At 45.3% G+C, this 21300-nt stretch carries 14 protein-coding genes; 9 read left to right on the top strand and 5 right to left on the bottom strand.

The features are described 5' to 3' along the window. The 4 genes from ACQEXT_RS17030 to ACQEXT_RS17015 all read left to right on the top strand — a co-directional run. The coding region (locus ACQEXT_RS17030) for a type VI secretion system Vgr family protein (protein ID WP_426953013.1) at positions 1 to 1104 on the top strand (1104 nt) is incomplete at its 5' end. Beyond that, complete coding sequence (locus ACQEXT_RS17025) at positions 1101 to 1625, top strand: DUF4123 domain-containing protein (protein WP_426953012.1); 525 nt, start codon at positions 1101 to 1103, stop codon at positions 1623 to 1625. The genes ACQEXT_RS17030 and ACQEXT_RS17025, both read left to right, overlap by 4 nt. 11 nt (positions 1626 to 1636) lie before the next feature. Continuing rightward, entirely contained in the window at positions 1637 to 5485 is a 3849-nt protein-coding gene (locus ACQEXT_RS17020) for a hypothetical protein (RefSeq protein WP_426953011.1), read from the top strand. Continuing rightward, positions 5482 to 6555: a hypothetical protein gene (locus ACQEXT_RS17015; RefSeq protein ID WP_138971697.1), complete on the top strand. Its 1074-nt coding sequence runs from the start codon at positions 5482 to 5484 to the stop codon at positions 6553 to 6555. Before ACQEXT_RS17020 ends, ACQEXT_RS17015 begins: the two co-directional genes overlap by 4 nt. Positions 6556 to 6633: 78 nt before the next feature. On the opposite strand, the gene ACQEXT_RS17010 is transcribed toward ACQEXT_RS17015, so the two are convergent. Beyond that, entirely contained in the window at positions 6634 to 7143 is a 510-nt protein-coding gene (locus ACQEXT_RS17010; protein ID WP_426953010.1) for a DUF2301 domain-containing membrane protein, read from the bottom strand. Positions 7144 to 7325: 182 nt separating this feature from the next. Here ACQEXT_RS17010 and ACQEXT_RS17005 point away from each other — a divergent pair, with 182 nt between their 5' ends. Continuing rightward, entirely contained in the window at positions 7326 to 9944 is a 2619-nt protein-coding gene (locus ACQEXT_RS17005; RefSeq protein ID WP_426953009.1) for a LysM domain-containing protein, read from the top strand. A 3-nt stretch (positions 9945 to 9947) separates the two neighbouring features. After that, positions 9948 to 10943: a tetratricopeptide repeat protein gene (locus ACQEXT_RS17000; protein ID WP_426953008.1), complete on the top strand. Its 996-nt coding sequence runs from the start codon at positions 9948 to 9950 to the stop codon at positions 10941 to 10943. Positions 10944 to 11077: 134 nt separating this feature from the next. On the opposite strand, the gene ACQEXT_RS16995 is transcribed toward ACQEXT_RS17000, so the two are convergent. The 4 genes from ACQEXT_RS16995 to ACQEXT_RS16980 all read right to left on the bottom strand — a co-directional run bounded on the left by ACQEXT_RS16995 (position 11078) and on the right by ACQEXT_RS16980 (position 16065). Next, positions 11078 to 11797, bottom strand: a complete 720-nt coding sequence (locus tag ACQEXT_RS16995; protein WP_426953007.1) for a 3'-5' exonuclease — start codon at positions 11795 to 11797, stop codon at positions 11078 to 11080. 7 nt (positions 11798 to 11804) lie between these two features. Continuing rightward, positions 11805 to 13694, bottom strand: a complete 1890-nt coding sequence (locus tag ACQEXT_RS16990) for a DUF294 nucleotidyltransferase-like domain-containing protein (RefSeq protein ID WP_426953006.1) — start codon at positions 13692 to 13694, stop codon at positions 11805 to 11807. Positions 13695 to 13840: 146 nt separating this feature from the next. Further along, the gene (locus ACQEXT_RS16985) at positions 13841 to 15589 is read right to left on the bottom strand and encodes a formate--tetrahydrofolate ligase (RefSeq protein WP_426953005.1); all 1749 of its coding nucleotides are present in this window, start codon (positions 15587 to 15589) and stop codon (positions 13841 to 13843) included. A 332-nt stretch (positions 15590 to 15921) separates the two neighbouring features. Next, entirely contained in the window at positions 15922 to 16065 is a 144-nt protein-coding gene (locus ACQEXT_RS16980; protein WP_426953004.1) for a hypothetical protein, read from the bottom strand. 327 nt (positions 16066 to 16392) lie between these two features. Between ACQEXT_RS16980 and ACQEXT_RS16975 the strand changes: the two genes are divergently transcribed. The 3 genes from ACQEXT_RS16975 to ACQEXT_RS16965 are packed head-to-tail and all read left to right on the top strand — an operon-like array spanning position 16393 to position 21293. Continuing rightward, positions 16393 to 17700 (top strand): ABC transporter substrate-binding protein, encoded by a 1308-nt coding sequence (locus ACQEXT_RS16975; RefSeq protein WP_426953003.1) that lies wholly within the window; start codon positions 16393 to 16395, stop codon positions 17698 to 17700. Beyond that, positions 17687 to 20047 (top strand): ATP-binding protein, encoded by a 2361-nt coding sequence (locus ACQEXT_RS16970; protein WP_426953002.1) that lies wholly within the window; start codon positions 17687 to 17689, stop codon positions 20045 to 20047. Before ACQEXT_RS16975 ends, ACQEXT_RS16970 begins: the two co-directional genes overlap by 14 nt. Beyond that, on the top strand, positions 20034 to 21293 hold the full coding sequence (locus ACQEXT_RS16965) for a sigma-54-dependent transcriptional regulator (RefSeq protein ID WP_426953001.1): 1260 nt from the start codon (positions 20034 to 20036) through the stop codon (positions 21291 to 21293). The genes ACQEXT_RS16970 and ACQEXT_RS16965 overlap by 14 nt, the downstream gene beginning before the upstream one ends. Positions 21294 to 21300 lie beyond the last annotated feature (7 nt).

The raw sequence follows: 21300 nt of genomic DNA, 5'->3' as shown, positions 1-21300 counted from the left end.
GGCGAACAGGCTCAAGCACTCGAGGAAGAGGGCACTCAAGGCAAGACGACCTACGCCAACCAATGGCAAGCCATCCCCGCTCATCTCAATTGGCAAGCGCAGCCCGAGACCAAACCGAGAGTCGATGGCCCCATGATCGCCACCGTCGTCGGCCCTGAGGGAGAAGAAATCTTCTGTGACGAACATGGTCGCGTGAAAGTCCATTTCCACTGGGATCGCGAAGAGAGAAACCCTGAACATCGTTCATGTTGGGTGCGAGTCTCTCAAGGTTGGGCGGGCAGCCAATATGGCATGGTCGCTTTACCTCGCATTGGGCACGAAGTGATTGTCTCATTTCTCAATGGTGACCCTGATCAGCCCATCATCACGGGGCGCACCTATCATGCGGTCAATAAGCCGCCTTATGTTCTGCCCAAGAACAAAACCAAAACCGTCCTGCGCAGTGAGACCCACCAAGGACAAGGCTTTAACGAACTGAGTTTTGAAGACCAAGCAGACCAAGAGCAAGTCTATCTTCATGCGCAGAAGGATTTTGACTCGATAGTGCTGAATGATATGACCACTCATGTCAAGCACGACCAACATATCACAATCGATAACGACCACTTCACTCAGATTAAAAACCACCACAACCTCACCGTGGAGGGTGAAAGCCGCACTTTGGTCAAACAAGATGCCACCTCGATTGTGGAAGGGAGTTTCCACCAAAAAGTGGGAGAAATCTACGCGATAGAGGTAGGTAATGAAGTTCACCTTAACGCTGGTCTCAAAATAGTTATCGAAGCGGGGGCAGAGCTAACCCTAAAAGCCGGTGGCAGTTTTATCAAAATGGATGCTTCTAGCGTTAGCCTAGTTGGCGCGAAAATCAATATAAACTCCGGTGGTAGCCCAGGCAGTGGCAGTGGGTATGGAGGCCAGCAGGCCGCACTACCGAATGGGTTAGAGTTACAGCAAGCGCCGGAAAGCAGCGCTCCACTGGTTTACTCCCCTATCGAATCTCTTGTAACGGCGGTGAAACACAAATTTGTTGCTGTTGGTGTTTGCTTAAAAAGAGAAGGTGAAACGACGTGTGTCCTCTGTGCTGAGAAAGGAGAAAAAGCGTGACTATACTTAAACCAGAAAACCGCTGGGTACTTGTCGATTACCCACTGTCACAACAAGCCGTAATAGAGGCCGCCAATCACCAACTTCAGTACCAATGGTGGTATGCAGGTACCGCTTTGCGGGATGCATTAGAAGTGTCGCCACTGTGGGTAAAGGTAATCAATGCTCAGCAGGAGTTTAAACACAATTTCCCTCAAGCCCCTGCATTTATCACAACCGCAGATGATGACGAGTTTATCAGGCATATAAAGAGTTTATGCCTAATGAGAGATCCTAACGGCAAGCCATTTGTGATCCGGTTTTACGATCCCGACTACCTCACCAAATGGGTAGCGAAACTGTCACAGGAACGGTTAGCGGTGCTATTAGGGCCAATAGAACAAATCCATTGGTTTTACAGTGGCAAAGAACAAACGCTGCTCAACCCATCGCCGCAAAATAGCCCATCGCAAAAAGACATAGCATGGTTCCAACTCAGTGAGTCGGAGTGGACCATGCTAACCAACGCGTTCAACCCTTAATAGGTAGCCTTATGACCACAACAAATATTGATTTAAACAATACGGATTTCTTAGAGTGTGAGGCTAACGAAAGTAATGGTGTATCCGCATCGCCTTGTGCTGCTAAACAATACGATGATGTGCTTTATATTCCACAAAATGCTAGCTGGTACCTGATACCACAAAAATATGCAGACAATCTAAAGGAAATCGCAAATCAACTGGATGAAAGCGTTAAGCCTCTCATTGATGCGCTTTACAGTGGTAAAGCGGATGCTAACGAAACTCAGCAAGTCAAACAGTCTGTACTTCAAAACTTAAATAACAAAGGCGTACTGGAAAGCTATAAGACTCTGTCACATGCGTTTTTTTTAAAAAGCATTGACGATAAAAAGGCTTATGCACAGGCGATCTATGCGCGAGAGTTACTCAAGACGTACGTCAGATTGCTATCAAACTCATCTAAGAGACCTAGGTTTGAGTTGATTAAAGAGGATTTTGACCAAGGAATACAAAGCTATGCCGCTCAACTTGGTTTAACCGAAGCTGACCTTACCAACGGAGCACCAGCGAATCAGGCGATAAAAACGATACAAAGGTTTGTCACTATTGCCCAGACAACGCGAATCGGTAACTCAACACGTTCTGACTTAGTAGCGTTTATCAATAACCATGTTATCAAGGCAATTGAAGAAAAGATTAAAGACTTCGAACATCAAGCTCAACAAACTTCAAAACAACAAGGCTACTCCTGGTATAAAAGTCACAGCAGCCAGGAATTTCGTTTTGTAAAAAACGAGGAAGTTCGCTTAGAAAAGCTATATAAAAGTTATCTCAAGTTACTACCCCACTTTCATCAGCAATATCTCGATGAATCAACCATTGGCAGCATGCAAGAAGAGTTTGCAAAGCACCAGTCGGGTCAATCCTACAACATTATCGCCAGCAACATGTTTAACGTGTTCTTAGAGTTAAACCGACGAGGGGTCGCGTTACCTGAGCAAACCTTGGACAAAAGTGAGCTATTTGCAGACAGCGATGAGACTCAAAAAGAGTTCGAGAGAATCTATAACGATTTCAGCTTCAAACAACTCGGGGAGTTGATATCCAAAGGCAATACGTTCAAATCTCTCTCTTTGAATCAGCTGCATTATGACAGCGAGAATACCGAACCTAAGCCATTGAGCGCGCTCACTCAAAGTCGTGAAATCGACTTTATTGAAAGTATGGGGTATCTCAATCTACTCAGCCTTGCCCAAACTCTAGATAAACAGCTGGCTCGTTACATTAAGCAATTTGTCGAACAAATTATTGGTGGAACCGCATCCGCGCAAGGGTATGCGGATGGGGGATTGTATTATCTTATGGCTCTTCGCTATCAGATTAACTACCTGAAACACAAAGCGAAAGTGAACCTGGAGTCAGAGAAAATACACTTTTGCAAACTTAACACACCTCAGTTCTCGAAAACGGCGCTCTTGCCGCTCGACGACATCAGTTGGACAAGTCAGGATATTCAACTGACTCAATATAAATTTGCCTGGAAAGAAAGCAACAGCCATATTGTTGAGTTCTTCTTAATGAGTGAGCAAAACAAACCCCGCTACATGTTAAGCAATGAATTAGAGAAGGTAAGCGACTACCTTGCTCTCGGTCTCATCACCGAGCTGAACATAACAGAACGGGGGAAGGCCCAGAGCACCAATACCGATCCTCACCAATTAAAACCAGTGACTTCGGCGCAGTTGAAATCGAAGTTGTCTGGTGCAATCAGCGATGCTCAGGCCGCGGCAAAAGCCAATTCATCCACTAACGTCTCGTTAAGCTCGACGCTTTCTGAGCAGGATATGGATAACTTCACCCAATATACCTCTTTAATCCAACACTCTTACACAGGAGCGGGTGGAGAGGGGCTCAACTATACGGTCAACGCCCAGGCTGAACTGCTGCGTTTTTGTTCCGACTCATTTCGTTGTGAATCGGACTATCCTGCCTCATTCGATGAGCTAGAAAAAGACGCTACTATCGCCTCCCTGAACGCAAGGGCTCAAGTTGACCTTGCCGCTGGCTTTATAAAAGTGCATCAAATGTTACCGAGCCGAAATGGCTTCTCAATGATGCTTCCGGCGGTAAAACAATCGGCGGGCAGTGAAACGTCAACTTACTTTCACCTTGGGCAACTGCGCAATGATTGTGATATGACCTTTTATGGCAGTGTTGGAGTCGGGTTATCGCTGGCGAGCTCCATTAACCTCTCTTCGGTCGATGCAGCGGTTCATCTGCAACCCGTTATCCCCGCAGACACCTCTATCAAGTTACCCGATGGTGGCTCTATTCAAGGACAAGTCGACCTGTTTGCCGGGGCGAGAATAGGGCAGGCAGTCAGCTCTCAGGTGAAATGGTGCAAGCCGAATGAACAAGCCAGCACCAAAAATTGGATCGCCAGCCTGAGTGAGGCACAACGTAACACTCTATTGAGTACCACACGATACAGTGAGACCCCTGATACAAACTGGAAAACGCTTGGCCGCCTTGGGCGTTCGGTAGAATTGAGATTTGGCATCGGCATCCGCGGTGCATTCCAGTTTGGCTACGTCAATAAGCAGTATGTACTCAAAGTTGGTGGAGGCTTTACTTATGGCGTTGGTGGCGCACTGGATTACACCATTGCCTTGTACCCGGAATCTTTACTAGACATAGTCAATGCTCTAACTGAAATCTTAGCCAGAGAAGACTTTCGCCGGGTGGAAATGTTTACCGAACAAGATGAGGACGGCACACTAGACGGATTTAAAGTCCTCAACACCTTGATCACCATGACCATGGTGACCGGCCTTGATATCACCCAATTAGCTTTACTCGATATGACCGAAGTGATCGAGCAGGAGCAGAATATGCTCCTCCATCAGCATAGTGATACGGTGGCTCAACAAGTAGTGTTGTATTTTCAAAAGAATGGTCGTTCAGACAAAACCATGCCTTGGTTTAACAATATTCCACCAGAAGCCAGAGCCCGATTACTCTATACCCTAGTAAAAGAGGAAGACGCGTTAACCCCAGAGCTTTTTGAGCGCATTGAACAGGTCAACACCTTAGGCAGAAGAGCCAAACCGTTAGGTTATGAAGAGATAGAGCAACTTCGCACAGGTGTAACTCAGGAAGTGGCGCGCTGGGTCGCCGTAGCGCGCTTACTTGAGGCATGGTCCAGTGAGCATATGGTGGTTCACAGAAAGCTCAATCGCCAAGTGGAAGAGACCTTTAGCCGCTTTAACTCGCGAGGGCAAACCATGCTCGCTCACCCCTACGGCAATAAAATTATGCCGATCGTAGTGTGGGAAAGATTAAAGGGCTTCCTACAACGGATGATTAAATGCCAGCTTCGAGATATTGAAGTACTTGGTGATGGTCTATATGGAGACAATTTGATGTCTGATGAGACTCAAAGATACATTGCACTTGTTTCTTCGATTATCAAAAATTTTAATGACTATTTTTCCGCCTATAACAAATACGAGCAAAAGACCTACCAGGTTCAAGGCCAACAATCGACCTACTATATCTATAACGAGATCAATGAGCAGGAAAAACAAACGGCTCCAGCGCAATGGTTGGATCAAGCCCAGCAGTTTGGCTACTACCATCTCGCACGTAAAGAGATCTTCCCCCAAGATTATGCCGATGCATCCATGTTATTTAGCAACCCAAAACAGTGGTTCAGTGACCGTATAGACGAGGCGAAACAAGAGGTTAACCAGCTAATTGAAGAGTTAACCGGTATTGACGATGGCTTGGGCAAGATCAACAATCTAAACGAAATACGACAAGCGGCTGGTAGTGGAGACTACTCGCGCCTATTTGAACTACTCGGAGAGATATCATGAAGTCAATTTGGTTACTTACACTGGTGCTGCTAACAAGTGTCAGCTGGGCGATGGATGAGGAGGATATTCAATATCTCCCAGAGCTACGTTCTGCTGCTTGGTCTCCGGATCTGACCAAAGAAGACATCCGTAAAATGCGAACCGCGATATTTGGTATGACCTACTATGACAGAAGCCAAGCCAGGGAATTACTTCAACCTTATATAGGTGACGCTCGAAATGTGGAAGCGCGCTATATTTATGCGTTAGCATTGGCAGATAGAAACATTAACCAAGCAATAGAAAACTTGAAAGAGCTAAGTATCGAAGGCTACCCCTATGCGTTGGAAACATACGGCGAAGAACGAGTCTGCTCGCTTAAACAGTATCGCGATATCTGTGACGAGTTTGGTTTTAATGAAGTGAAAAAGCGCGCTTATCTTGCTTGGGCACGGAAAGATCCGTTAATTCCCAATATGTATTTTCGTGCGTTTCGAAGTTCTCCGAATGGTGGCTACATCGGTAACTATGATGATCAGTTTACCGTCGAAGGAGAAGCCATTTTGAAGGAAGGGATGGAGGCCGGCAGTTATTTTGCCGCATCTACACTCTATCAGAATTATATTGATCAGGGTCGAGATCTAAACGGTTTGCTCCAAACAACAAAGAACTTGATGTTAAAGGGAAATAGTTGGGGCGCTGCAAGTATACCTACCAGAGTATGTTATAAGGACAAACAGTTAGCGAATGACAACGGCTACCTTTGCCTATCTGATTCTGAAAACCAACAGCTATTAGACAATTATTCAAAGTACGGAAACTTAATTGCTTATAACGCTTTATTTTTTATAATCGAATATAAAGAAGGAGATGAACTATTTCCGTCTTTAGATGATTATATACGCTTTGGCGATAATGAAAATAAGCTCTCACCAGAATTAAAAGCCAAGTATGACCGGGCTATTAAGCTTAATAATGGCAGAGGCTGGGGACATCATGGCGTGATAGCGAGCATAGAAAACTGGGAAAAACTGTTCAACGATAAGAAAATCAAAGGCTTCTTTGAAAAAGTCGGCACTATGTTTAATTAAATCGTGACTCTTGTATGCCCAGCGAATGCTGGGCATTTTATTGAAGCCCTTATCTAAAACCTCGCCTTAGTAAACACACTAAACCTCATACTTGGATTTATCACCGATGTCATAATGCCTTGGCATGCGCCATTTATAGATACTGGTGACAAGCAACAGAAGCGAAGATATTACTGCCAATGCCTTTGCCGCAATGTCGAAATCAAGCATCAAACAGAGCCACAAAGCTGCAAAAATTAAAGGCTGTAGACGCAGCCCTGGCACCTTGAAGCAATAATGCTCTTTGAAACACAACCCGCCCAAAGTAATAAACGCCCCTCCCAAGCCTATATACGGGTAGCCCAGCACAAAACATAGTAAGCCGACCCAAGTGGCAAATTGCAGCAGTAACCGAAACGACTTCATGTAGATGTGTAGAGAAGAAGCACACATGACAGCACATAACATCACCCAGCTTTCTATCGGTAAGCCACTGTGCCAGGGAAGTAGCGCAATCACAGGACAGGCTAAAGTAAATCCTAATCGATAGATGATAACAGTGATGTGGTCATAGTGGTCCATCGGAGATTGAATATGTGGATCAGCCATTTTAAATCCTTGTCTAAGTAGCCCTAAAGCAACTTCTTGGTTATGGTTATCGGGACACACGCGATAAGGATAAGCGTTTTAATGGCGTCTGTCCCTTTAACTATCGATTCTATAGCTCTAATGTCGAACTGCAAATTTACGACGCTTTGACAACCCTTCATAAAGAGAGAAAATCGATTGGATTGGATGACTCTCTTAATAGTAAAGATCTAAAAACCAACAGCAAAATTCCTTCGCTGGAAGAGGCTTACAACGGCTATGACTACTGGGTCACACACGCTCATTCTGTTCTAACAAAACTCAATAGCCAGCGAATAGAATGGAAACCATTGGCGTTCTTTACCGCGAATAACCAAAACAACATTAAATACCGCCACTTTTTTGCGGCTGTGCATCGTTTAAATCAGACCGGAACATACATAAAAGAACAGTGCTTAAGTGAACAGCAACTCTTTCAAGGTTGGCAAAATGTCGAGTTTCTTCGCCAGCACCTTGAGAACCATCGTCCAAGCATCGACAAATTGCTCCTTGGCTTAGAGAAGCTCAATAGAGAGACGCCTATTCACAGTGAGCTCGGTTACTACAGTGCCTATATATTGAACCTCGTTTTACTCCAGGAAGTCGCGGTTCGTATTCGAGATTTCTCTGAACGATTTGGGCAAAACGAAAACTACAGCAATTACGTTAAGCGGCTATTTGTGTTTGCTGAAAAGGCCCAAGAACGTTGCGACGCTTTACTGGTCACCGCGCAAAGCCGCGCCAACAATCCTTACTTTGATTACCAGAGAACCTCCGTTACCTTTGCTGGTGACGTTCCAACACAAAAAGCCTCGGATCGGCGTGTGGTGCTCAATGAAGCACTATGGAAACCGAAAAACTTAGACAACCATATCTATGCCAATAACGGAGCGAACCAAAGGACGATTGTTGAGTGTGCGCTCTCTTCCAAGCCAGATAAGCTGCTATATATCCTTTCCGATAGTCCGGTACTGTCGCATGATGTAGCCGATAACAAAAAATGCACTTCCATTGTTAACCTAAATTTAGCAACGTCTGTCAGCCGACAAAAAGAGTCACTATCTAAAGCCTTTGAGCAGGCACTTGGTGGCTCTTCTGACGCTGTTCTTCGCTCTTTAAAATTTGAAAAATCGATTAACTGGGCGAATATTAGCGATGTTATTTTCCCTTGGAGTAGCAAAGAGTACCAAAATGAAACGTTTGGTATTAGTGCAATGACAGAAACCAGCGGAGGAGCGCAATTTGCTCGTTTTGCTTACAGTGCCAGTACCGCTATTGACCAAGACACCTTCCACAAAGGCACCTTAAAAGCCGAGTTTCAAAGCGATTTTTCTCTCGCCAGTGCAGAGCAAAAGATAAAACTCAGGCTGCCAGCCAGCGGCAGCATGGCATTGGACATCCCTTATCGTACCCGTGGTAACCAAAAACGACATACAGAAAACATTGGCTCTGCTGTGCTTGAATTTGAAGGTAAAGTCTATGGTGTGCTCGCAGCAAGCTTAAAAGTTGCCACGCAAATACACATCGGCAATATGGAAGAATCTTCGGGAGAGCAAGAAGTTCGCCCTCTCGGCATCAAAGGAACAGTACCAAGCAGAAGTGACTATACCAATTACAATGTGTCCGGCTTAGGGCAGGAAGGCAACCGAAACAGTCCACTTGCGGCAGGAGCTACTGCGCAAGCAAAAGCTTTTGCTGGTTTGGAAGCGGGGGGCACTCTGAGCTGTAAGCTAGATTGGGCAAAAGATCAAAAAAGCGCAACACAAAACCTGTTTAAAGTCAGTTCTGACTTTAAAGTCTCGGCGGGGATTGGGTATGATGGTGTATTCCAGTGCACGTTCAATAACGGCCGTTTTATCTTTATTACGGCGATGGCGGCCACGGCTGGGGTAGGATTCGGTGGGAAATTTGCCACTGAACTGAACCCGAAAGCCGCAGATGACTTCTTTGCTGCGCTGCTTGGCGTGATGAATAATAAAGGGTTTCAGCGATTTGAGTTTTTCGATGAGTCAGGCAAAGTCAACAGTTTTGCCGAATTCAATAAAGTGCTGACGGTCGCCGCTGCATTTGGCTTAACCATTGGCCAAGTGATGATGCTGCCATTTAACATCATTGATGATATGGAGAAGCAAGCCACCGACCAAGAAAGCGCCTACTTTGTGGCTAACTTTTTGCTTTCAGAACAGCACCAACAAGAAAATCAGCAGTGGATCACCAATATGCCAGCGGAAACATTGGCTAAGTTATTGTCGGTGTTGATTCATTATAATGATATTCCAAGTATTGGCTGGGGCGAAAGTTTTAATGAGAGCAGAAATATCGCTGCAACCAGAAATCAAAATCAGCGCAAAGCGATCAATCAAATACTCAATTGGCTAGGAGCAAACCGAGCCGATACAGGGCAAATCAAGCGCTTTGAAAATGCCCTGCAACGCATGGGCTTACCATACCCCACTGAACTTAATAAAGCAGAGCAATGGCAACGCTACGCCAAAAATGTCATCAGCTTAAGAGATTTTTTTACTCAAGCCTTTTCACAGCCTTATGAAAACCCAAATGATAGAATTAAAGCTAACTATATGGAAACACTAAGTAAAGATTATGCCAAATTCTGCGAGAATATGTTCTGGTTGACACAAGATAACCTTATCCTTGAAAAAACGTACCCAGCCCGAGCGCAAATGAAAGCGGAATATGCAGTGCTCCGAGAAAAAGATAGTGAACAACTAGAGAAATCTAAGTTGCTCGGCTATCAGCTAAGTAATTGGTTACCTGAGAGATAAACCATGAAAAAAACGTTATTTATTTTCCTGCTCTTGTGCAGCGGTAAGCTGTGGGCTATTTCGCCTATTGAACAAGGGATCCGACTGTTTAACCAAAAACAGTACCCACAAGCCGAGCAGATTTTTCAACAACAATCAGACCAAGGCAGTGCTTACGCGACTTACTGGCTAGGTGTTACACAGTATAAAAACCGCCAGCAGTTTGAAGCGGGGCAGACCTTTTTAAAAGCCGCCAATATGGGCGACCCTTGGGCTATGGACGTATTGGCGGGAAATGGCAATAGCCCTTGTAAGTATCTTGGATGGCCATGTGATGAAGCTTGGACAGATAAAGCCATTCCCCAATGGGAAAAACAAGCATCCCAAGGGAATGGAAAAGCAATGTACCAACTAATTCTACGAGGTAAACCTTGGTGGGAAATAGTCCCCATCTATAAATATAAGAAATATAGGGAAATATACTCCAAAGCTATACCTAATGGTGGGTATAGGTTTTTAAATTCTAGCGTGGTTTGGGAATCGACTGAAGAAAAAATAAAGTACCTAAAACTCGCAGCCAACCAGGGCCACGCCCCCGCGATGCTGTCCTTGTACTACTTTTTTTTGAAGCCTGAGACTTTGGATGAAGCGCTAAAGTGGAACATCAAAGCAATCAAACTGGGCTACCCTGATGCTGCAACCAGTCTCTACCATGCCTATTCTCAAGGGAAAAAGGATAGTTTAGGGCAGACGTTCATTCACCCAGACGTTAAGAAAGCCTATTACTATAATCGCTTATCTGGTGCTTTGGGTGGCGAAGAGACACCGGCAGACCTCATTACAGAAGAGCATATACTTGACGAATATGGATACCCGTTAGCAGATGAAGAAGGTCGCCCTGTGTTTAAAACACTCATCACTAAAGAAGAACAAGCTGAATTAGACAAGCAAGTGGCAGAGTTTGTCAAAGACATTACGCCAAACATGTTCTTAGATGAAACGTCTCTAGAGCTTTTCTAGTTACCGTAAAAGCCACTAAGTGAAGCTAACTCCTACCACTTAACGTGTTTGGAGCGAAAACAGGGTAGCGAGTTTTACTTATACGAACGGTCCTTGATTTGGGCCGCTTTGTGATTGTAACGACCCGTAGAAGATCAAATCCACAACTGGCTGATCGGCATATCTGACTGATAGTGATGGGCAATCTGTGCTTGTAGCAACTCCGCTGTTGCAACGGCATCGGTAAGGGCATGATGGGGTGTGTATTGAGGCAAGCCATAGCGGGTTCGACTCGCTCCGAGCCTGACTGACGCTGGTTTGCGACCCTTGAGTTTGTTGACTATCCCACCAGTAAGCTTTTTCTGTAGGAGAGTTTCAATCTGCATGGTATCTACCGCGGGAAATTCTATTCCTTCGTTAATTCGAGCCATCAGTGCTTTATCGAAAAACTCACGTTCAATACGTTGGTAGTGAACCACCACTATTTTCCCTTCCATCTGTGCCAAGATCTGGTCATAGACGACAGATAGATCAGGTGCATCAAGAACGTCAGAGTGGGTGATTCCATGGATGACGACCGATTCTTGCGCTAACTGCTTACGAGGTTTAACCGTCCAATGCTTCGCTTGATTTATAAAAATGCGATTCAAGTTAAAGGGAACGGTTCCGATGGTAATAATGTCATCTTGGTCGGAGTTTAAGCCTGTGGTTTCAAAGTCCATCGCCAGAAATGTAATTTCTTCCAATGGTGTATTGGGTAATGGAACCCCAGCCGTATAGTACTGTTGTAAAGCAGCGGTTGTTGTCGTGCGCAATTTTTGAGCAAACTTTGCCGGCCAGTCGATCGAAGGGGGAGATATGATTCTGTTAAGCATCGTTACCTCACTTAAAGTTATTACTGGCTTGATAACGGAACTTAAGGAAGTTCTGAGCATTGCTTAGAATTTGGAATGCGTCCTTGAGGTTACGGCGCTCAAAATCCGATAAGTTTTCTGGTTCAATGTTGTTGTCTGGCTCGATTTCATTTTCGACGTCCAGCGCTTGGTGGCGAATACGAACGATGGAGATAAACTCAAGTGCATCACGGAGGTCTCTCGCTTTGCCTTTAGGTAAAATACCCGCCTCATGGATGTCATCCAGACGTTCAAACGAATTCTTTGACCGCGAGCCGACGGCGAGGGCATGGACGCGAATAAGATCCGCTAACGGCGCGGTGCCACGTCGTTTAAGGTTGATTGAATTTTTGTGTTGACCATCTTTTTCCATCACAAAACTCTTAAAGAAGCCCAGCGGAGGAGTTCGATTCATTGCATTGCGGGCTAAACAGGCAAGGAAACGATTGTTTCTACGTGCTCTACGTACAATAAAACCGCTGAGCTGTTCCGCCCATTTTAGACGCCCATATACACCATCAAGGTCAAAGAAAATCGAAGCGTTGAGTAACGCTTTAGGGTTGGGGTCATCTATCCAATCCGCAAAGCACTCTTCCCATTCGGTTCGAGTCATACGCCAGTCTGGATTCGTTGCCATGATATCGCCAGTACAGTAACTGTAGCCACATTTATCCAATCCTTCACATACACGGTTTGCCAGTTGCGCAAAGTAGTCGTCATGTTTCTCTTTGACGAAGGTGTTATCGAGGATGATAGCGTTATCTTGGTCAGTGACGAGCAGTTGCTCATCGCGCCCCATTGAGCCTAGAGCCACAAAGCAATAGGGTATCGGTGGTTCACCTAATTCTTGCTCTGCAAGTTCGATAATACGCTGTTTAAAGCTACGTCCAATTACGGACATCGCACTGCCAACCATGTGAGAGTTTGCGTCTTCATTGACGAGGCGAACAAAGCTGTCTTTCACTTGCTCAGATAATACCGAGAGTTCATCAATCGATTGTTGCTGGAATATACTGCTGACCAACAGAAGTGAATTTTGCGATTCGTAACGAACAATATCCGTTGCTTCGATGACGCCAATGGGCTGCTTGTCCTTGAGGACAGGAAGATGATGAACGTTGTATCGCAACATCGTCAGCATCGCTTCGTAGACATAGGCGTTGTGATCAAGTGAGATGACTTCAGTCGTCATTACGCTAGCAACGTCGTCGTTGGGGTTGAGCCCTTGAGCTAACACGCGGGTACATAAGTCTCTATCAGTAATGATTCCAACTAAAGGGCTGTTGTCGTCATCATCATCCTCAGCTACTTCGGGATCAATAATTAGCAGCGAAGAGACATTGTCTTCTGCCATTTTTATCGCTGCATTCTGGATTGATTCCGTCTTGTGAATCGTTGGTGCGATGCTGTTTAGCAAGTTTCTTACCTTTGATGTAGTAAGATCGTTTTGCTCTTTACTGTTTGAGACGGTCTGCCTCAGGCGTGCGTTATCTTCTACTTCGACAAAGTCTGCAAAGGCTTCGTGCTGCTCATACAAGTGTTGAAAGACCGCTTCTGGAATACAGTAGAGTAGGGTGTCTTTGATGGCTTTCGCTGGGAAGCGAACCTTATTGTTGGTCAGTAGTCCCATCTGACCGAATACTGCGCCTTCATCAATTCGGTTGTAGAGCTCACCTTTGCGTCGATATATTTCAACCACCCCACTGCGTACCATGTAAAGATCATGGATTTCATCACCAAAGTGAATGATGGGGGTATCCTCTCGATAGTAAGAGATTTCGATATGCTGAGTGACGTAGCTGAGGACTTCATCTTCGAGCTCATCAAATGGAGGGTATTGAGAAAGGAAGTTCTTAATTTCCAGTAGTTCTGCTTCCATGAATACGTCCAATCTTTGAGAGTGATGAGTTAATGGTACATGATCTTCAAGCGAACTTCATGGAGTGAGGCCAACACATTAAAGAAAAAAGGCTAAGATTGAATAACTTAGCCTTAGAGTGTGAAGTGGGCAGGGACTACGCCCGTTTAGCTTAATCCAATAATGTGACCATTTTCATCAAGGTCGAGATTCATGAATGCTGGTTTTTCTGGAAGGCCTGGCATCGTCATTACGTTGCCACATAAGGCATAAATAAAGCCCGCACCTGCGCACAGTTTCAGTTCCCTTACGATGACATCAAAATTATCGGGGGCGCCTTTAACACTTGAATCCGTCGAGATCGAAAGTGGTGTTTTTGCCAAACAAACGGCAAGGTCATCGAATCCGTGTGCTTTGAGCTGAGCCAACTGCTGCTTGGCGACGTCACTCAGTATTAGCCTCGTTGCACCATAGCCAGCTTCGGCGACGGCCATAAGTTTCTCTTCAGTGGTTTGTTCAAAACGGTATAAAGGAGAGAAGTGGGATGGCTTCTCGCACTGGTGGATCACTTTGTGGGCTAACTCTAGTGTGCCCGCTCCACCTTTGCTAAAACCTTCGCTGACGGCAACTTGTACGTCATTTGGCAAGGCTTCCACCATGGCTTTTAGCGTTAGCAATTCGGAGTCACTATCCTGAGGAAAGCGATTAATGGCAACCACGGCCGGAATACCGTATTTATTGACATTATTAATATGCCATTTCAAGTTTTCGAAACCAGCAAGGAGCGCGTCTTGATCGTCACTGTAAAGGCTCTGCGGAATCGCTTGGCCTGGTTTTAGATCATACTGACCTGAGTTAGCTTTAAGGCCGCGAAGCGTCGTGACGATAACTGCGCAATCAGGAGATTTGTTGGCAACCTGCGCTTTAATGTTACAGGCTTTTTCAAAGCCCATATCCGAGCCAAAACCACCTTCAGTGACCGTAAATTGTGCCAGCTTTGTAGCGATATTATCCGCAATGATTGACGAGTTACCGTGGGCGATGTTAGCAAATGGCCCTGCATGAATGAGAGTTGGAACCCCCTCTAGAGTTTGCATCAAGGTGGGTTCGATGGTTTCTTTCATGCTCACTGCCATTGCGCCCGCTACTTGTAGATCTTCTGTCGTCACCGGTTGACCAGACAAGTCATAGGCGACGACGATTCGACCAATACGTGAACGAAGATCTTTTAAATCACTGGCTAAGGCGAGAATGGCCATTAACTCTGAGGCTGCTGAAATATCAAATCCATCGCAGCGCTCAAATCCATTAATGTTTTTCCCAGCTTCATTTTGACCCACAGTTACCATGCGTAACGCTCGGTCGTTGTGATCCATGACCCTTTTCCAAACCACATTTTGAGGATCGATTTTTAATGCTTTCAAACCACTGCGTTGTTCGAAATCTTCGTATCCCAGTCTTTGCTCATGATAAATGCGAGCATCGATGGCAGCAGCGGCTAAGTTATGCGCCGCCGTGACCGCGTGAATATCTCCTGTGAGGTGGAGATTCAACTCTTCCATGGGAGCTACTTGCGAATAGCCGCCTCCCGCAGCCCCGCCCTTGACGCCAAAAACAGGCCCCATAGAAGGCTGCCTGATACACGCCATTGCTGAATGATTAAGTTGAGCCAAGCCTTGAGCAAGTCCAATGGTCGTGACAGTCTTACCTTCGCCAAGTGGCGTTGGGGTGATAGCGGTGACGACAATCAGCTTACCCGTCTTCTTAGATACAAGGCGTTTTAGGCTAGATAAACTGACTTTTGCCTTATGTTCACCTTGGCTTTGGTACTCATCGGCTTTCAGTCCAGCTCGCTGTGCAACTTTGCTTATAGGAAGTAACGGAGTAGTGCGGCAGATTTCGATGTCAGGTAGCATAAAATCCTCTATGTGGACCTAGTTTAAGTCGGGATGTGGCTACTTGTTACAAGGTTTCGATAAATATAACGTAGAAAGCAGCATTTTTAGATTTTGCATATTTTAACTGATATTGAGTGATGAATAAATGTGTGCCACCGTGCTAACTAAAAAAAGGCCTGTCTTCTGACAGGCCAGTCCCACAAAAAGTGACGAGCAACATGGGTAAAGGACGGCGGTGCACAAACGCCATCAAGTGGTAAATTAAGTTGGCGCAATTTGCACTAAGCGGCTTATATTCGTAGTGCCTACCTTTTCGAGTAATTTGACGTTATCGCTCAGTGCCCAACTCGTTACATGACTTTGGCAGCAGGACATTTGAGAAGTTGAGGGTAGTCAAGCCTGACGACATCAACACCGGCACACAACATCTCTTCAATCTGGTTTTGATCCGGCATCTCGGGTCCGAGCGTTGCAATGATTTTAGTCTTTTTCATCTTCCTTCCCTCTTAAAATCGCCCGAGGAGCGTTTCGCGACGATAGCGTACTTGGTATGCAAAATGAGCAAGTGATCGTCTGTTTTGAGGATGATGGGAGATAAGTGAACAAAACGCAAAATGGCGAATTTGAGCTAAAAGTGACTCAACTAATACATTTGGCTGGGATAAAAATGTCACTCTAGCCAGTGAAATTCGTTTCATTAGTGATTGAATGTTCCTAGGTCAGACGCGGAAATGCGTCATCGGTGACTCACAGAGCGACAGCGAAAATGATGGCTTTGTGAAGGAAATTAGACATTCAGCGCATAAATCGAGAGGGATAACATGAAGGGCTGGCGGTTTTGTTCAATAGAAATGGCGACATTGGTCATCGGTCTGATCGGATTTAGTTCGATCGTGCTCGCGGGTAAGGAACAGTTTTCGATTTTAACGACCTTCTCAAGTGAGCCAGTGAACGAGTTAATTGCGAAATACAAACAACAGAATCCAGACGCGGATATTGAGCTTATTCATCGCCGTAGCCAGTCTGCAATGCAGTTGCTTAACAGGAGCTATATACAAGGTGTTGATGTTGTTTTGAGCTCATCACCATTCCTGTTCGAGGCGCTCGATAAAAGGGATCAACTTGCATCGCTAGCGCTGGAGCAAAACCCTCCACAGTGGCTAGAGCCATTTTTATTTCCGATTAAAAACAAAGTGCTGAGTATTGGGTACTCTGGAGCGGGAATTGTATGGAACCGAGAGTATCTAGCGGCGAATAAATTGCCAATCCCCACTCGATTTTCAGATCTCTCGTCCTTTGCTTATTTTGGGCATATCACCATGAGTACACCGAGTCGCTCAGCCACCACACAGTTGATGCTGGAGAGCATACTTGCCCGCCATGGTTGGCAGCAAGGCTGGGCGACAATACTAAACATAGGCGCCAATTTAGGGACTATTTCATCACGCAGTTTTGGCGTAAGTGACTATGTCTCGAAAGGGCAGTTTGGTATTGGACCGACCATAGACAGCAATGCTATATCGCAACAGAGGCAGTTCGCCTATGTAGGATTCACCTATGACCCTGACTTTACGTTGATGCCTACTTATATCGGGATTGCCAAAAACGCGACGAAGACCACTGAAGCGATTCGATTTGTTGAACTGGCATTGTCAGATGATGTACAGCAGCGAATCCTTCAATCGAGTTTAACCAAACGATCCATCTACGACCCTGCTCTCTATCTTGGCACTAACCCTCCGCTCGACTTCAAGAAGGTGATGAAGCGCGAGAAGTTGCTCAATATTCTTTTTGATGAAGCAATCACCAAACGCTTACCAGAATTACAAGATATCTGGTTAGGTCTATCTCAATATGTGCAAATCCATAGTAATGATGCCGCAAGGCTTGAGGTTGCTCATCAGCTACTAAACCAGCTTTTTACCATTCCAGTCACGGAGCAAGAAGTGAATGAGTTAGCCACCCTCATCAGTTCGCAACGTGATGCCTCTACCTTAGAAGATGGCGAAGAACAAGCCTTGCTGGTGGAGTTTAGCTATCGTTTCGCCACTTTATATGAGGAGGGGCTGGAGCGAGTTGAAGAGATGTTTCACGAGTTGCAAGTAGAGATCGCCAATGAAAATATGTAAAACGATCGGTTCTAGATTGGTGGTGGCGTTTACCTTTACGACTTTGCTGCTTACCTTCGTCTGTGTATTAGCATGGGTAACTTGGTATCGGCTCGACCAGCAGGTGAGTCGTCTACTCGACACCAGTGTTCCTAAGTACAACACGAGTTACTTGTTGGAGAGTCGCAGTAGCGAAATTCGTTCCCGAGTTCAACTGCTTTCTACATCAACCAACAAGATTGAATTAAACCGCCAGAGAAATGAACTCGAACAGTTACTTAACTCTATTCAGCTGAAGTTGTCCGATTTTCAACCACTCAAACTTGAGAACAATGACAGTGACCAACTGTTGAGTTTATATGCGCAGTTAGAGCAGACATTAGAACAATACACTCGTTTTGTGTTCGATCGAGTTCAGCAAAGGCGTAAAGTCGCCAAGCTAGCGGAGCAAATCAACTGGTTACATCAAGATATCCATGCTGAGTTGGTGTCATTTCGGCAAGAGTTTTACTGGCAGTTGACTCGAGGAGGTAGTTCAGAAAAGCATAAAGCCACTCTCGAACAACTACGGGTGATACAAAGTGTGTTGGATCTTGAATCGAATATCTTCGTGCTAACCACAGAGTCGTTGCAGGCGCAAAACTTAGAACAGATTAAAAATGCCTCAACCGTTATTCAATTCAACATCGCGGAGTTAATCGCCACGAGTGAACCCTTGTTAACTCTGCCTTCCAGCATTTCCTATCAGCAATTGTTGCAAGAGTTGCAGGTGCTGTATGTAAGTGATGATGTGTTTTCGTTGTTGCTGTCGGAAGGGGTGATACTAAACGCACGTATCATCGAAATTAAAAGCGATATCGAAAAGTTGCTCGGTGCGATTCATCAGCAGATTGGTCAGATTATTAAATATGCCGACGCCAGCTTTATTGATGTGAAAGCGCGAACGGCTAACTTGGTCTCCGATGGAAACATTGTGTTATTGGTGTGCTTTGGCATCTCTATCCTTTTGTCTTTGTTTGTCACCTACTACTTTATAAATCGCCGTGTGGTCGCCCGTTTGAACGCACTGAGCTCAAGTATTGATGCGATCATCAAAGGCGATTTTAGTCATCGGATTGTGGTTGACGGTGCCGATGAAATCGGCCAACTAAGTCAAAAGCTGATTGACTACGGGGCAAGTGTCGAAGAGTTACAAAGAACGAATGCGGTTGGTTTGATCAATAATACATCTGCCAGTCTATTGACGTGTGATCTCGCAGGGTATGTTGAATCTGCAAATTTTAGCGCCCAAAAACTACTGGCGATGCAAGGGACGGTCGAGCACAAGCTACTGTGGCAGTCGTTTCGTAATCAAAACCGCAAGCAATTAGCAAAAGTATTTGTCACGGGTCAGGCACTTTTTACCACTGGAAATGATGCGCTTACCTTGCCATTAGATGGCGAGAGAGAGTGTTATCTTCATTTCGATTTTCACCTTTTCTCTCATGGTCAATTACATAAAGTCATTGTGACAATCACGGATGTGACACAACAAGAGTTAACGGCGATAGAACTTCAGAAGATGGTCAATGACAGAACGGCAGATTTGGTCGAGAAAAACCGCCTTTTGTCTGAAGAGATTGTTGAGCGAGAAAAGGCGGAACTCACTTTAAAACAAGCCCAAGATGAGTTGATCCAAGCGGCGAAAATGGCGGTTGTCGGTCAGACGATGACATGTTTAGCTCACGAGCTAAACCAGCCACTGAATGCAATATCGACCTACCTCTATAGCGCCAAACTTTCAACTGATTCCGGTAATTTAACCTCGACTAGTCGTTCCATTGAGCAAGTGGCTCAGTTGTCAGCAAGAATGAGTGAAATTATAAAAAGCCTGCGAACCTTTGCCAAAAAGTCGGACACTGATCAAGTCACGAACAATTTACTGCTTACTGATATCGTCATGCAAGCCATCTCAATGGTTGGCCCTAAAGCCAAGCGGCAAGCAACGAACATATGCAATTTGATCACCGAACCACTGTATGTCTATGGCAATGCATTAGCCCTTGAGCAGGTCATGGTCAACATACTGGTCAATGGTTGTGACGCCATTGCTGAGTCAAATCGGCATGGCCAAGAAATTCGAATTGAAAAGCTATTCTCGAATACATCTCACCATGTGATAGCGATATCCGATAGTGGTTGTGGCTTTAAGCCTTTCATTATAGACAAGCTATTCACACCGTTTACCACCACCAAAGAGGTGGGCTTAGGCTTGGGGCTCAGTATTAGTCGATCTTTGGTTGAGAAATATTCAGGGCGGATCTATTTGGCATCCCGTTTAGACAAAGGGGCCTTGGTTGTTTTGGAGTTATCACATGCAAGAGTTTAACTATTCTTTACTGTTGGTCGATGATGATCAGGATGTACTCGACGCTTACCAGCACTTGATGAGCATTGCAGGCATTGCAGCAAAAACCGTCGCAGACCCTACTCAAGCGATGGGTTATTTATCACCTGATTGGTTGGGCGTTGTGTTACTCGATATGTATATGCCACAGATGCATGGGCTCGAGTTGTTAAGCCAGATTAAGCAGTTTGATAAGTGGCTACCCGTTATTGTTGTCACTGGACATGGTGATATCCCAATGGCTGTCGAAGCGGTTAAAGAAGGGGCGTGTGAGTTTGTTGAAAAGCCGATCGACCCTGCCAAACTCGTCGAAACGGTACGTCAGCATCTCAAGCAACGAAAAGTCTATATCGACCAAAAGAGAGAGATGGAATCGACCATCAAACGATCTTTGTTGGGCAAGTCTGCGCAGTTGAATCATATCCGCTACAGTGTCTCTCAGTTTTCTAGGTTACGTAATCATGTGGTGGTCTATGGCGAGATGGGTGTCGGCAGACACTTAGTCGCGAACCTGATACATGATATGTCGCAATCGGGTGGTGAACTCGAATTGTTATCGGCAAACGATGCTATGGTCTGTGAGGAATTGAGTGCCAAGCTTTATTCGTTTGTTTCTGGAACCTTAATCGTTGATAGTCCTGAACGATTTTCAGAGCAGTGCCAACGCGTGTTTGCACAACATATGATTGATAAAGAGAGAAAGGGTCAGCACGGACGTGTCATCGCGATATTTGAGCAAAACCCTCAACAACTTGTCGTGGCGAATAAACTAGTGGCAGAGCTTTATTACGTTCTCAATCAAGTGGAGATTGAAGTCCCACCACTAAGAAAGCGCCCGGATGACATCGAAGTGTTGTTCCACCATTACCTTAAGTCCAGTTGCCGGAAATTGGCAAAACACTTACCCGAAGTAGAAGCAAAATATATGGATCTACTGCTAGCACATGAATGGCCGGGAAACGTTAGAGAGCTGCGAAATGTGGCTGAGCTCTACTCGGTTGGAATAATTAAACTGGCTGGCAAGGATAGTCACAATACTTCTGCCGAAGCCCAATTGCCTTTGGACGAATTGGTTGATGATTTTGAAAAACGAGTTATCGAAGATGCGTTGTTTCTGCACTCGGGTCGAATCAGTGAGTCAGCTGCGTATCTGCAAGTCCCGCGCAAAAAGCTTTACCTGAGAATGAAAAAACACAATATCGATAAGGACGCGTATAAGAGTCGATAAAAAAACG

It is taken from the genome of Vibrio sp. TRT 29B02 (assembly GCF_050113655.1).
In the GTDB taxonomy this organism is placed as follows: domain Bacteria; phylum Pseudomonadota; class Gammaproteobacteria; order Enterobacterales; family Vibrionaceae; genus Vibrio.
Note: the sequence above shows the minus strand (reverse complement) of the source record. Positions and strands in the feature narration are given on the sequence as shown.

Bases quoted from the DNA above. Each gene is read 5' to 3' on its own strand.
- ACQEXT_RS17020 (WP_426953011.1), top strand. From the start codon at position 1,637: ATGACCACAACAAATATTGATTTAAACAATACGGATTTCTTAGAGTGT.
- ACQEXT_RS17015 (WP_138971697.1), top strand. From the start codon at position 5,482: ATGAAGTCAATTTGGTTACTTACACTGGTGCTGCTAACAAGTGTCAGC.
- ACQEXT_RS17010 (WP_426953010.1), bottom strand. From the start codon at position 7,143: ATGGCTGATCCACATATTCAATCTCCGATGGACCACTATGACCACATC.
- ACQEXT_RS17000 (WP_426953008.1), top strand. From the start codon at position 9,948: ATGAAAAAAACGTTATTTATTTTCCTGCTCTTGTGCAGCGGTAAGCTG.
- ACQEXT_RS16995 (WP_426953007.1), bottom strand. From the start codon at position 11,797: ATGCTTAACAGAATCATATCTCCCCCTTCGATCGACTGGCCGGCAAAG.
- ACQEXT_RS16990 (WP_426953006.1), bottom strand. From the start codon at position 13,694: ATGGAAGCAGAACTACTGGAAATTAAGAACTTCCTTTCTCAATACCCT.
- ACQEXT_RS16985 (WP_426953005.1), bottom strand. From the start codon at position 15,589: ATGCTACCTGACATCGAAATCTGCCGCACTACTCCGTTACTTCCTATA.
- ACQEXT_RS16980 (WP_426953004.1), bottom strand. From the start codon at position 16,065: ATGAAAAAGACTAAAATCATTGCAACGCTCGGACCCGAGATGCCGGAT.
- ACQEXT_RS16975 (WP_426953003.1), top strand. From the start codon at position 16,393: ATGAAGGGCTGGCGGTTTTGTTCAATAGAAATGGCGACATTGGTCATC.
- ACQEXT_RS16970 (WP_426953002.1), top strand. From the start codon at position 17,687: ATGAAAATATGTAAAACGATCGGTTCTAGATTGGTGGTGGCGTTTACC.
- ACQEXT_RS16965 (WP_426953001.1), top strand. From the start codon at position 20,034: ATGCAAGAGTTTAACTATTCTTTACTGTTGGTCGATGATGATCAGGAT.